General features: G+C 70.0%; 14 protein-coding genes. 9 read left to right on the top strand and 5 right to left on the bottom strand.

All coding sequences use genetic code 11. The annotated features are described in order from the left end of the window. From QK444_RS22840 to QK444_RS22830, 3 genes are all read left to right on the top strand, one after another. The coding region (locus QK444_RS22840) for an ATP-binding protein (RefSeq protein ID WP_349239540.1) at positions 1-568 on the top strand (568 nt) is incomplete at its 5' end. A 50-nt stretch (positions 569-618) separates the two neighbouring features. Further along, complete coding sequence (locus QK444_RS22835; RefSeq protein ID WP_282783507.1) at positions 619-915, top strand: hypothetical protein; 297 nt, start codon at positions 619-621, stop codon at positions 913-915. 73 nt (positions 916-988) lie between these two features. Next, positions 989-1,654, top strand: coding sequence for a response regulator transcription factor (locus tag QK444_RS22830; RefSeq protein WP_282783505.1), 666 nt, complete (start codon positions 989-991; stop codon positions 1,652-1,654). Positions 1,655-1,741: 87 nt separating this feature from the next. On the opposite strand, the gene QK444_RS22825 is transcribed toward QK444_RS22830, so the two are convergent. From QK444_RS22825 to QK444_RS22815, 3 genes are all read right to left on the bottom strand, one after another. Then, positions 1,742-2,140, bottom strand: coding sequence for a hypothetical protein (locus tag QK444_RS22825; protein WP_282783503.1), 399 nt, complete (start codon positions 2,138-2,140; stop codon positions 1,742-1,744). A 32-nt stretch (positions 2,141-2,172) separates the two neighbouring features. Beyond that, entirely contained in the window at positions 2,173-3,048 is an 876-nt protein-coding gene (locus QK444_RS22820; protein WP_282783502.1) for an LLM class F420-dependent oxidoreductase, read from the bottom strand. Between the two features lie 268 nt (positions 3,049-3,316). Continuing rightward, entirely contained in the window at positions 3,317-3,613 is a 297-nt protein-coding gene (locus QK444_RS22815) for a hypothetical protein (protein WP_282783500.1), read from the bottom strand. A gap of 133 nt (positions 3,614-3,746) precedes the next feature. On the opposite strand from QK444_RS22815, the gene QK444_RS22810 reads away from it, so the two are divergent. Then, the gene (locus QK444_RS22810; RefSeq protein WP_282783498.1) at positions 3,747-4,433 is read left to right on the top strand and encodes a helix-turn-helix domain-containing protein; all 687 of its coding nucleotides are present in this window, start codon (positions 3,747-3,749) and stop codon (positions 4,431-4,433) included. A 188-nt stretch (positions 4,434-4,621) separates the two neighbouring features. Then, positions 4,622-5,029, top strand: coding sequence for a DUF779 domain-containing protein (locus QK444_RS22805; protein ID WP_043599955.1), 408 nt, complete (start codon positions 4,622-4,624; stop codon positions 5,027-5,029). A 42-nt stretch (positions 5,030-5,071) separates the two neighbouring features. Here QK444_RS22805 and QK444_RS22800 read toward each other — a convergent pair whose 3' ends face one another. After that, positions 5,072-5,878 carry a class I SAM-dependent methyltransferase gene (locus QK444_RS22800; RefSeq protein ID WP_282783495.1) on the bottom strand — a complete coding sequence of 269 codons (807 nt, stop codon included), beginning with the start codon at positions 5,876-5,878 and terminating at the stop codon, positions 5,072-5,074. 47 nt (positions 5,879-5,925) lie between these two features. Next, positions 5,926-7,479 carry a succinic semialdehyde dehydrogenase gene (locus QK444_RS22795; protein ID WP_282783493.1) on the bottom strand — a complete coding sequence of 518 codons (1,554 nt, stop codon included), beginning with the start codon at positions 7,477-7,479 and terminating at the stop codon, positions 5,926-5,928. 250 nt (positions 7,480-7,729) lie between these two features. Between QK444_RS22795 and QK444_RS22790 the strand changes: the two genes are divergently transcribed. The 4 genes from QK444_RS22790 to QK444_RS22775 are packed head-to-tail and all read left to right on the top strand — an operon-like array spanning position 7,730 to position 11,609. Beyond that, the gene (locus QK444_RS22790; protein ID WP_282783491.1) at positions 7,730-10,252 is read left to right on the top strand and encodes a nitrate- and nitrite sensing domain-containing protein; all 2,523 of its coding nucleotides are present in this window, start codon (positions 7,730-7,732) and stop codon (positions 10,250-10,252) included. Further along, positions 10,230-10,655, top strand: a complete 426-nt coding sequence (locus QK444_RS22785) for a roadblock/LC7 domain-containing protein (protein ID WP_029927699.1) — start codon at positions 10,230-10,232, stop codon at positions 10,653-10,655. The genes QK444_RS22790 and QK444_RS22785 overlap by 23 nt, the downstream gene beginning before the upstream one ends. Then, entirely contained in the window at positions 10,655-11,029 is a 375-nt protein-coding gene (locus tag QK444_RS22780) for a DUF742 domain-containing protein (protein ID WP_029927698.1), read from the top strand. Before QK444_RS22785 ends, QK444_RS22780 begins: the two co-directional genes overlap by 1 nt. Then, positions 11,010-11,609: an ATP/GTP-binding protein gene (locus QK444_RS22775; RefSeq protein WP_282783488.1), complete on the top strand. Its 600-nt coding sequence runs from the start codon at positions 11,010-11,012 to the stop codon at positions 11,607-11,609. The genes QK444_RS22780 and QK444_RS22775 overlap by 20 nt, the downstream gene beginning before the upstream one ends. The last annotated feature ends 15 nt before the right edge of the window (positions 11,610-11,624 follow it).

The raw sequence follows: 11,624 nt of genomic DNA, 5'->3' as shown, positions 1-11,624 counted from the left end.
GGCGTCGATTGTGCTGCGCATCGGGGTGGCGCGGCATGTGGTGAGCGCCGACGAGCGGCTCGGCGCGGTGCTCGACGATGTGCACGATACGGCCGCGTCGGCGCTGGCCGACAGTCGGCGGCTGCTGGTCGCCCTGCGCGACCCGGCGCTCGGCCAGGTGGCGCTGGTGGAGCCGGAGGCCGTGCCCGCGGAACTCGACGCCGCGGTGGAGCGGGTGCGGGCCGCCGGATTCCCGGTGACCGCCGAGATCGCGGTGCCACCCGGCCTGGACGCCATCGGCCGCTTGACCCTGCTGCGGCTGGTGCAGGAGTCACTGACCAATGTCATGAAGCACGCCCCGGCCGCCGCCCCGGTGTCGGTATCGGTGCTGCGCTCCGGCGATGCGGTGGCGGTCACCGTGCGCAGTGCGGGAGCCGGCGTCACCACCGATGATGCCGACGGTCAGGGCATTATCGGCATGCGGGAACGAGTGGCCCTCGCCGGTGGCACCCTGGCCGCCGGTCCCGACGCTTCCGGCTGGACCGTATCGGCACTGCTGCCCATCGCCACCGCGGCGGTCCCCCGATGAGCGTGCGGGCGTGCGGTGCCGCGAAATGCGTGGACGGTACCCAGCGGGACGTGAGCGTGGACGGTACCCAGCGGGACGTGTGGGCGGACGGTATCGCGCGGGACGTGAGCGTGGACGGTATCGCGCGGGACGTGAGCGTGGACGGTACCGCGCGGGACGTGAGCGTGGACGGTACCGCGAGGTGCATGGGTGCGGACGCTTCCGCGACGAGTTTGCGGGCGCTGCGCGATGGGCGGGCCTGTGGTGCTGCGGGGAACCCGCGGGCGAATGGTGTCGCGGTGGGGCGGGCATTGGTGCGGCGGGGCACCCGCGGCGTCGCGATGCGGGAGTGGGCGGTGTCGCGATGAATTCGAGAGTGGTTGGTGCCGCGACGAGTACGCGGGCGGGCGGTGTCGCGACGGGCATGTGGGAGGTGGTGTGGTGAGCATTCGGGTGCTGCTGGCCGATGATCAGCGACTGGTGCGTGCGGGGCTGCGCATGCTGTTGGAGTCCACCGCGGACCTGACGGTCGTGGGTGAGGCGGCCGACGGGGCGGAGGCGGTGCGGCTGTGCGCGCGGCTGACTCCGGATCTGGTGCTCATGGATCTGCGCATGCCGGGGGTGGACGGTGTGCGGGCGACCGCGCAGATCACCCGCGCCCATCCGGGCGTCCGCGTCCTGGTGCTGACCACCTTCGACGACGACGATCACCTCTATCCGGCGCTGGCCGCCGGTGCCGCGGGCTACCTGGTGAAGGACACCGCCCCCGCCGACCTGCTGGCGGCCGTCCGCCGCACCGTCGACGGCGATATGCTGTTCTCCCCCACCCTGATCCGGCGGCTGGTCGACCGCGCCCTGTCCGCCGACGCCCCCGATCTCCCGACCGTCGAGCTGACGCCCCGCGAACGTGAGGTGCTGCGCCTGGTGGGTGAGGGCTGGGGCAATCAGGAGATCGCCGACCGGCTGCACCTCGGCGCGACCACGGTCAAAACCCATGTGGCGAACCTGATGTCGAAGACCGGCTGTGACAATCGGGTGCGTCTGGCGGTCTACGCGCACCGCACCGACCCGGACGCCCGTGCGCCCTGGGAGATCACGCGCGGCTAGCGCCGACCGGTCCGGTCGGCACGTCGGGGCCGGATCACATCTCCCAGTCGAAGCACTGCTCGAAAGCGGATCGCCGGGCGAACCCGATTATTTGTCGGCGCAAGCCGTTTCGTGCACGCTGCGCCAGCGCAACCCATTCCGGGCGGCCGGGTCGGTCAACAGCACCGCCGTCGTCAGCCGCGCGGCGACGGTATCGCCGTGCCGGTGCCGTTCCCGGAAGCGCACCGCCGCGGTCTCCGCCGTGCGCACCAGGATCTCGATATCGTCGATGTCGATCCGCAGCCCCGGCACCGCGCCGCCCGCGCCGCGCAGATGATCGGCCAGCGGCGCGCGGGTGAGGATATCCCCGTCCAGGGTGACCATCGAGAACTCCGCGTGTTGTTGCCCGAGGAACCGCTCCCGCGCCGCATCGTCGGCGCTTCCGAGCCAGCCGCCGAGATCACGGTGTAGTTCCCGCACTTCCCGTACAAGGGCATCTTCGCTCACGGTGTCCGACGGTAGCACCGCCTCGGCCGCTGTCAGCGCAACAGCTCGATGACAGGCGCGAGTTTCTCCATGCTCGGTTCCAGCACGGTGATGTAGGAGAACCCGTACCGCTCGCGGCGTTCGCGCAGGGTGTCGGCGATCTGTTCGGGGGTGCCGACGAGCAGGGTGGGCAGCTCCTCCACGGTGGTGTCCCCCGGCGGCATATGGGGTCGGATGCCCGCGCCGAGGGTGTCGCGGTCCGCCGGTGCCGCGACCTGCTGGACCAGGAGGTTGAACTCGACCTCGTCGGTGCGCGGGCCGAGCAGGCCGCGGACGTGTTCGAGCTTGCGGCTGAAGTCGGCGGGGTCCGCGAGGGTGAGGTGATGTCCGCTGGTGGAGGGTGCGGCCCCGGCGAAGCCGATGATCCGGGCGTGTCGGGCCGCGACGGACAGCACGCGGTCACCCCATCCGGCGATGAGCAGCGGCGGTCCCCCGGCCTGGGCCGGGCGCGGCTGGTACTCGGGGTCGGCGAAGAGATCCCGCAGCGTCGTCACGGTGCGCTCGAGGTGGTCGACCCGCTGCCCGGCGGTCGGGAACGGCAGTGCGGCGGCCTCGAATTCGGCCTGCACGTAGCCCGCGCCGAGGCCCAGTTCGAATCGGCCGCCGCTGAGCGCGTCCAGCCCGGCCACATCGCGAGCCAGCAGCACCGGATTGTAGAAGGGCGTATTGAGCACGAAGGTGTTCAACCGCACCCGTTCGGTCACCTCGGCGGCCACCGCCAGTGCCGGGAAGGGCGCGGGCAGCCCCAGATGGTCGGGAACGCTGATGACGTCGTAGCCCAGTGCTTCGGCCCGCTGACACCGCGTGACCCATTCGGATCGGGAACCGGGCATGGTCAGATTGACGCCGAAACGGAATGGCTTCTCCATATGCTCCTGTCTACCAGTCGTTTTCGCCCGTCCGCCCGCGCCGTGGACCGACCGGCCGCGCACCGGGCTCTGACAATCCGTGCCGCGGCCGCATCGATCGGGCTCACGTCCCACGCCCGGGGACCATGATGAGGGTGCGCACAGCGGATCAACGAGGAGTTGGCGCATGACAGAGGTGCACACTCTCACGCGGCGGCGAGCGGAGTTGGAGCAGGTCTGGACGCGGTGGGCCGCCGCATCCGGGGCCTCCATCGGTCGAAACACCCTGCTACGCACCGAGGTCGCGCAATCCTGGCAGCGGGTGCGCGGGGCCGTGGACCTGTCCCGCGCCGTCGCTCCGGCGACCGATCGCGACGAGCTGGGCCTGCGCTGGTCCCGCTCCCCGTTGCGGGAGCCCGTCCTCGCGATGGCGGCCGAACTGCGCGGCATCGCCGAGGACGCCGGATTCGTCACCGCGGTCACCGACGCGGATGGCGTGCTGCTGTGGTCCTCGGGCGCGCGCGGTGTCCGGCTGCGCGCCGAGCAGGTGAACTTCGCCCCGGGCGGCGTCTGGGACGAGTTCCACATGGGCACCAACGCGGTGTCGCTGGCGCTGCACAACGACCGGCCGACGACGGTGTTCTCGGCCGAACACCTGGTGGAGGCACTGCACGCCTGGGTCTGCTACTGCGCCCCCCATCCACGCCCCGGACGGCCGCATGGTCGGGCTGCTGGATCTGTCCTCGTACTGGGATCGCGCCAACCCGCTGGCCATGTCCACGGTGCGCGCGCTGGTGTGCGCCATCGAATCCCGGTTGCGCGTCGACGCCCCGCGCACCGGACCGGCCATTCGCCTGGAATGTCTGGGCAGGGCGCGCCTGCTGCGCGCGGGCACACCGATCCCGATGCGCCCGCGCCAGCTGGAGATCCTCACCCTGCTGGCCCTGGAGCCGGACGGATTCACGCCGGACCGCCTGCGCGACGCCGTCTACGGCGACCGGCCCGTCGCCGCGTCCACGCTCAAGGCCGACGTCTCCCATCTGCGCCGCGCCATCGACGGCGGTATCGCCGACCGTCGTTACCTGCTCACCCGACCGATCTGCTGCGACGCCGCGGAGGTGCTGGCCGCCATCGAGTCGGACGACGTCACCACCGCCCTGCGTCGGTATCGGGGTCCGCTGCTACCGCATTCGGAAACCCCGGGCATCGTGCGGTGGCGCGAATACATCGACGTGGTGGTGCGCACCGCCGTGCTGTCGGGCAACCGACCCGAGCACGCCCTGCTCTTCGGCGAGCACCGCCCGGACGATATCGAGGTCCACGAGCACGCGCTCCGTTTGCTGGCACCCGGCGACAGCCGTCGTGCCCTGGTCACCGCACGTTTGCATACCGCGCTGACGGGTTAGCGGTGACGCCAACCCAGCGCCAACCCGTCCGGTTCATAGTGAGCCCGAATACCCGGAGACATCGCGAGGAGGTCGCGCGTCATGAGTAACGCCCAACCCGGCACCGACGGGCCGGGGACCGACCCGATCACGCCCGCGCCCGACCGGCCGAGCGCCGGTCGCGCCGTACCGCGGGTCGGGTCCCTGTGATGCGCACCGGTGCCGTATCCCGGGTGGGCATCACCGAGGCCGCGGCCGAGGTCCTGCAGGGCCTCATCGACCGGCACGGACCGGTGGTGTTCCACCAGTCGGGGATGTCCCGCGACAGCGGTTCCCCGCTGTGCTGTCCGCTGAGCGAGTTCCGGGTCGGCGCGGCCGACGTCCTGCTCGGGCGTGTTTTCCCGGACACCCCGTTCTGGATGAGCGCCGACCAGTTCGAGCGGTGGCGGCACAGCCATCTCACCGTGGACGTGGTGCCGGGCCGCCGCGGCGGTTTCTCGCTGGAGGCCCACGAGGGAGTCCGATTCATCATCCGGTCACGCGTGTTCACCGACGCCGAGGCGGCGGTCTTGGAGGCGGCCCCGGCACCGCGACGCGGCGCGGACCTGACCGGATGAGTGGTGGCGCGGCCGGTTTCTCCGGGCCGGCCGCGCCATCGATCACTTGCGACCGGAGCCCAGCCAGGCGGTCGTGGTGAGCGCCTGGTGCGGAGTGTAATTCGCCGCCAGGTGGTCGAGCATGAGCCGGTCCCGCCGCGCCCACTCGTCGGCGTCGACGCTCTGACGCATGACCTGCAAGGGCGCGCTGCCACGGGAGAACTTGTCCCACATGACCGCCGCGCTCTCGTAGGACAGCGAGATGGTGTGCGCCTGTACGGTCACGTCGGTGAATCCGGCCGCTCGCAGTTCGGCGTCGAACACCTCCGGATTCTCCAGGCTGTCCGGATTCGGCTGCGGCCGCGGCATATCCGGATTCCCGGCGCGCAATACGTCGAACATGAGCGTCATGAGCGAGGATTCCGAGGCCGGTGCCCAGCTCGACACCACGGCGGTGCCGCCCGGCTTCAGCACCCGGTGCAGTTCGGCGAATCCGGCGGCCCGATCCGGGAAGAACATGAGCCCGAACATGGAGAACGCGGCGTCGAATTCGTTGTCGGCGAACGGCAGTCGCTGTCCGTCGCCCACCTGCGCTGCCACATTGTCGAATCCGGCCGCCGCGGTGTGCGCGCGTAAGCGGTCGATCATGGTGGGCGAGAAGTCGATCGCGTCCACCCGGTCGACCAGGGCGGCGGCGGGCAGCGTCAACGTCCCCGGCCCGGCCGCGACATCCAGTACGCGCGCGTCGGCGGCCGGATCGGCCTGCGCCAGCGCCAGTACCGCGAACGGCAGCATCATATCGGGGGTCACCTCGTCGTAGCCGTCGGCCACGACATCCCACGGATCCGGGGCGGCGAGCGGATTGCTCATGAAATTCCTTTCGACCGCCCCAGACTAGGGCCACAAGGGATTCCGGCTCAGCGTCCCGGCAGGAAGCGCAGCGCGCGAGCCACACCCATGAGGAAGGGCTGCCACCTGTCCTGCGAGACCAGCGGCGGCGGATCGAGATTCAGGAAGCGGGTCACCACCACGGTCTGCGGTTCGGTGAACTTCAGCAGACCGTCGGGGCCGTGGCGGCGGCCGACGCCGGAGATCCCCATACCGCCCATGGGCGCGCCGGTGGTCCCCCAGGCGGGGGCGTACCCCTCGTCGACGCAGACGGTTCCGGCGTGCAGGCGTTCGGCGATCGCCTCACCGGCGGCCTTGGTATCGGCCCAGACGCTGGCATTGAGGCCGTACTCGGTGTCGTTGGCCAGCGCGATGGCCTCGTCCACGGTGTCGAACGGGTAGATGGACACCAGCGGGCCGAAGGTCTCGTCGCGGCCGCACTCCATGGCGTCGGTGACCTCGGTGAGGATGGTCGGCTCGAAGAACAGGGGGCCGATATCGGGGCGGGCGTTGCCGCCCGCCAGCACCTTCGCGCCCTTGGAGGTGGCGTCGGCGACATGCTTCTGCACGGTCTCGAGCTGCGCGGGCGAGATCAGGCTGCCGATGTCGCTGGAGTAGTCGTAGCTCGCCCCGAGCTTGGCGTTGCGCACCGCGGCCACGAACTTCTCGGTGAACTCCGGTGCGACGGCGCGGTCCACGTAGAGCCGCTCGATGGAGATGCACAGCTGCCCGGCATTCGAGAAACACGCGCGCACAGCGGCTTTGGCGGCCTTGTCCAGGTGGGCACCGCGCGTGACGATCATGGGGTTCTTGCCGCCCAGTTCCGCGGAGAAGCCGATCAGCCGCCGCCCGCACTGCTCGGCGAGGGTGCGGCCGGTGTCGGAGGAGCCGGTGAACATGAGGTAGTCGCAGGAGTCGACGATGGCGGTGCCGACCACCGTGCCCGGTCCGGTCACCACCGCGAACAGGTCGCGCGGCAGTCCGGCCCGGTACATGAGCTCGGCATTGGCCAGCGAGGAGTACGGCGTCTGCGAATCGGGCTTGACCACCACGGCATTGCCCGCCAGCAGCGCCGGGATCGAGTCGCCGACCGAGAGCAGCATCGGGTAGTTCCACGGCGCGATCACCCCGACCACGCCCTTGGGCTGGGTGCGGACCTGGGCGCGATTGAGGACGGGGAACGCGCCCGGCACGCTGTAGGGGCTGAGCAGCTTGGGTGCGACCCGGGCGTAGTACCGGGCCGCGAAGATCAGCCCCATGACCTCTTCCTGGGCCGCCCAGCGCGCCTTGCCGGTCTCGGCCTGGATCACGTCCATGAGGTATTCGCGGTTCTCCACCACCAGCGCCCGGTAGCGCTCGAAGACCTCGGCCCGGTCCTTGGGTGGACGGGCGGCCCAGTCCGCTTGTGCGGCGCGCGCTTTGGTGAACGCGGCGGCGACGTCGGCGGCGGTGCCGACGGGAACCGAGCCGAGCGTCGTGCCGGTGAACACCTCGGTGATGGTCCGGGTCCGGTGGTCCCCGGTGGTGTCCACCGCCGCGAACGTCCGCAGACGGTCGAATACTGCGGCTTCCGGCACGGGCATGGTCGGCCTCCTACTTACGAGTAACTCGTGGATACACACAATCTACCCCCAGGTAGGGCCCGATCATGCCCACTCCGCCGCGATGATCCGAATCGGCCGGATTGTCGACCGGCAGCGAGTCGGACCGGCCAGCCGTCGACCGGGGTCGTGGGGCCGATGCTCCGACACGAATAACTCGAGTTGTCCAATCGAGTCCCGGCCACCGGGACATGGGCGGCATATGTGACCTACGTCCCGTTACGTTGCGCAGATGTTCAGAGCGAGGCTCGGCGTCCGAACCCGCATCCTGGCGATCGCGCTCGTTCCGAGCGCGGCGCTGCTCGGGGTGGGAGTGGGAACGGCCGGGTATTTGGTGTCCGCCGGAAACCGCGCCGAGGACTGGGCGGCGCAGATGATCGACGGCATCGAACCGGTGGCGGAGTTGCTCGAGGCCGTGCAGGACGAACGCCGGGCCACCCTGTGGATCTACGCGGGCGAGGAGACCGACCGCACCGCGCTGGCGGGGGCCAGAACCCGCCTCGACAACGCCTTCCGCACCATGACCCCGACCGAGGATCAGGTCAGGAACATGGGGCCCGAGGCACTCCAGGGCGATGTCGGCGATTTCCTGAAGCTCAAGGAGAACCTCACGACCGTGCGCGCGGGCGTGGATTCGGGCATGCTGCCCATCACCGACGCGTACACCTTCTACAGCCGCCTGCCCGACGTGGTGCTCATCGGTACCCGCATCGTGCAGGAGGATTCGCCCAGCGCCGAAATCGCCGCCGAACTCGCCGAATCGGTGCAGGTGCTGTTGGCGCTGGAGTCGCTGACCCGTGCCAACGCGCTCGGGGCCGCACTCGCCAACGACGTCGGTCTGCCCGATGAACTCGCCGCCGAATACATTCGCCTCATCGGCTTCTATCGCATCACCGTGCAAATCCTCACCGGCGACAGCGATCCCGCGCAGGCACAGGTGGCGCAGAACCTGCTCGCCAGCCCCGCCTGGCAGCGACTCGGGGCCATGGAACAGGCGCTCATGCAGCGTGCCTTCCCGCACGAGCACGACACCACCGACTCCCGCACCGGCGCGCAGGTCGAGGACTCCATCCTCACTCCGCTGCCGTTGACCACGGAGGAGTGGCAGGCGGCCGTCGCCGAGGTCTCCGACACCCTGGCGAAGCTGTGGGACGACCAGAACCTGGAGGCGAACAGCATCGCCCGCCAGGAAGCCCACGACAACGCGCGCGATTCCCTGCTGGCCGGGTTCGGCGTGCTGCTGCTGTCATCGTCCGCCTTCGTGGTGGCGCTGCTGCTGGCGAACCGGATCATCCGGCGGCTCAAGCGCCTTCGTGACCAGACCTTCGCGCTGGCCGACGAGCGGCTGCCGGAGATCATGCGCAAGCTCAACGAGGGCGAGGAGGTGGACCCCGCCGCCGAGGCGGCCGTCCTGGACTTCGGGCACGACGAGATCGGCCAGGTGGCCAAGGCGTTCACCCATGCGCACGGCGCGGCCGTCTCGGCGGCCGTGACCGAGGCCCGTACTCGGGAGGGCGTGAAGGCGGTCTTCCTCAATATCGCCCACCGCAGCCAGGTGGTGGTGCACCGCCAGCTGGAGATCCTGGACGAAGCCGAAGCGCGCCAGGAGGATCCGGCTCTGCTGGAGACCTTCTTCCGGCTCGACCACCTGGCCACCCGCGAACGCCGGAATGCCGAGAATCTGATCATCCTGGCGGGCGGTCAGCCCGGCCGCCAGTGGCGGCAGCCGGTGCCGCTGGTCGAGGTGGTGCGCTCCGGTGTCGGGGAAGCGCTGGACTACACCCGGGTGAAGATCAACCGGATGCCGGAGATCGCGGTGGCGGGCACCGTCGTCGCCGACCTCGTGCACCTGCTGGCCGAACTCGTCGACAATGCCTCCTCTTTCTCCCCGCCGCAGTCCCAGGTGGAGATTCGCGGCGGCGTGGTCGGCAAGGGACTGGCGCTGGAGGTGATCGACCAGGGCATGGGCATCCCCGAGTCCGAACAGGCCCGGCTCAACGAGATGCTGCGCAATCCACCGGATTTCGGTGTGACCGCGCTGTCTCAGGACTCCCGCCTCGGCCTGTTCGTGGTGGCGCGGCTGGCCATGCGGCACGGCATCTCGGTGCGCCTGACCGAATCCGACTACGGCGGCGTCCGCGCCATCGTGCTGGTGCCCACGAATCTGACCGTCGCCGCCGTCGCCAGCGGCGAGATCCCCGTGGTGGCCCGGGAACCGCTGGCCCAGCGCGTCGCCGCGCTACGCACCGAATCCGAGCTGCCGCGCCTGGAACTCGAATCGCCGGAGTTCCTGCCGCCGCTGGCGCCGCCGGAACAAGCCGAACCGACGCCCGCCCCGCCCGCCGGATCCGCCACCCAGACCGGATCCTTCGAGCCGGTCGCGGCGTTCGAGCCGCCGACCAACCCCACTCGACCACCGGTGTTCCCACCGCGACCCGAGCGTTTCCCGGAGATCGGCCATACCGCCCGCGAGAACGGCCGCTCCCAGTACACTGGCTCCGACACTCGGCCGGCACTCCCGCGTCGGCGTCGACAGGCAAGTCTCGCACCGGAATTGGCGAATGCCCCGGAGGCAGCCGATTCCTCGGTGCCCTCGGAGCGTCCGGCCGCCACCGCCGAGCAGGCCCGAGACCTCATGTCCGCCATCGAGAACGGAACCAGGCAGGGCCGTCGGGCCGGTTTCGATGCGTTCGGGCCTACCTCCACTCCCCCGGACCGACAGGAAGGCGATGGTGACCACCTCCAACGCTGGTGATCTCAACTGGCTACTCGACGATCTGGTCGATCGGCTCGCGGGCGTTCGACACGCGGTGGTGCACTCCACCGACGGCCTGCTGCTGGGTCGCTCCTCGGCCATGAGCCGGGAGGACGCGGAGCATTTCGGCGCCATGTCCTCCACGCTCTACGGTCTGGCGCGCAGCGCGGGCAATCGTTTCGACGGTGGCGGCGTACGCCAGGCGGTCATCGAACTCGACCGGGCCGTACTGTTCGTGACGGCCGCCGGCAGTCACGCCTGCCTGGCGCTACAGGCCACCGAGCAGGCCAACCTGGGCATGGTCGCCTACGAGATGAACCTGACCGTGCAGCGTGTCGGCAGCTACCTGTCCACCACCCCGCGCCAAGGCTTGGCCGGACAGGGCAACCCCCGACTGTCATGATGCCGCGGCCGGGGGAACAATGGTTCGACGACGCGGCTGGTCCGCTGGTGCGCCCGTATGCCCGGACGGGAGGCCGGACCATGGGCGCGGCGCACGACCTGGACATGCTCACCGTGGTGCACGCGCCCTACGGAGCTCCGCCACTGCGGCGCGTCGAACCCGAATACGCGGAAATCGTTCGCCTGTGCCAGCTTCCGCAGTCGGTCGCCGAGGTCTCGGCGACTCTGCGGCTACCGCTGGCGGTTACGAAGATCCTGGTCGGCGACCTCATCTCCGACCGGCTGCTGAACTTCCGGGCTCCGGCCACCTCCGACGCCGGTCCCGGCGACCTCAACGTATTGCGAGCTGTACTCGATGGCATCCGAAAGCTTTGACCCGTCCGTGGAGCGTCAACTGGCGTCCTCGGTCAAGATCCTCATCGCCGGTGGTTTCGGCGTGGGCAAGACGACCATGGTGTCGGCGATCAGTGAGATCACTCCGCTGCGCACCGAAGAGCTGATCACCGAACTCAGTTCCGGCGTGGACGATCTGAGCGGCGTGGAGGCCAAGACCACCACCACGGTGGCCCTGGACTTCGGCCGCATCACCATCGACCCCAGCCTGGTGCTGTACCTGTTCGGCACCCCCGGCCAGGACCGATTCTGGTTCCTGTGGGACGAATTGGCGCGCGGCGCGCTCGGCGCGGTGGTGCTGGCCGACACCCGTCGCCTGGATTCCTCCTTCGCTGCCATCGACTTCTTCGAACGCCGCGGGGTGGCGTTCACGGTGGCGGTCAACTGCTTCGACGGGGCGCCGCGCTACACCGCCGAGGAGGTGCGCGATGCGCTCGACCTGGATCCGCGGCTGCCGGTCATGCTGTGTGACGCCCGGGATCGCACCTCGGCCAAGAACGTGCTCATGACCCTGGTGCAGTACCTCATCGAGCGCGCCAGCACCGCCCGCGTCGGCGGCTGAGGGAGAAGACGACGG

The sequence above is a fragment of the Nocardia sp. CC201C genome (assembly GCF_030010695.1).
Classification (GTDB): domain Bacteria; phylum Actinomycetota; class Actinomycetes; order Mycobacteriales; family Mycobacteriaceae; genus Nocardia; species Nocardia otitidiscaviarum.
The sequence above is the reverse complement of the archived record's forward strand: the minus strand, read 5'-3'. Positions and strand labels throughout refer to the sequence as shown.

Excerpts from the sequence above, each read along its gene's own strand:
- QK444_RS22775 (WP_282783488.1), top strand. The coding sequence starts at position 11,010 with ATGGCATCCGAAAGCTTTGACCCGTCCGTGGAGCGTCAACTGGCGTCC.
- QK444_RS22820 (WP_282783502.1), bottom strand. The coding sequence starts at position 3,048 with ATGGAGAAGCCATTCCGTTTCGGCGTCAATCTGACCATGCCCGGTTCC.
- QK444_RS22795 (WP_282783493.1), bottom strand. The coding sequence starts at position 7,479 with ATGCCCGTGCCGGAAGCCGCAGTATTCGACCGTCTGCGGACGTTCGCG.
- QK444_RS22800 (WP_282783495.1), bottom strand. The coding sequence starts at position 5,878 with ATGAGCAATCCGCTCGCCGCCCCGGATCCGTGGGATGTCGTGGCCGAC.
- QK444_RS22790 (WP_282783491.1), top strand. The coding sequence starts at position 7,730 with ATGTTCAGAGCGAGGCTCGGCGTCCGAACCCGCATCCTGGCGATCGCG.
- QK444_RS22805 (WP_043599955.1), top strand. The coding sequence starts at position 4,622 with ATGCGCACCGGTGCCGTATCCCGGGTGGGCATCACCGAGGCCGCGGCC.
- QK444_RS22810 (WP_282783498.1), top strand. The coding sequence starts at position 3,747 with ATGGTCGGGCTGCTGGATCTGTCCTCGTACTGGGATCGCGCCAACCCG.
- QK444_RS22780 (WP_029927698.1), top strand. The coding sequence starts at position 10,655 with ATGCCGCGGCCGGGGGAACAATGGTTCGACGACGCGGCTGGTCCGCTG.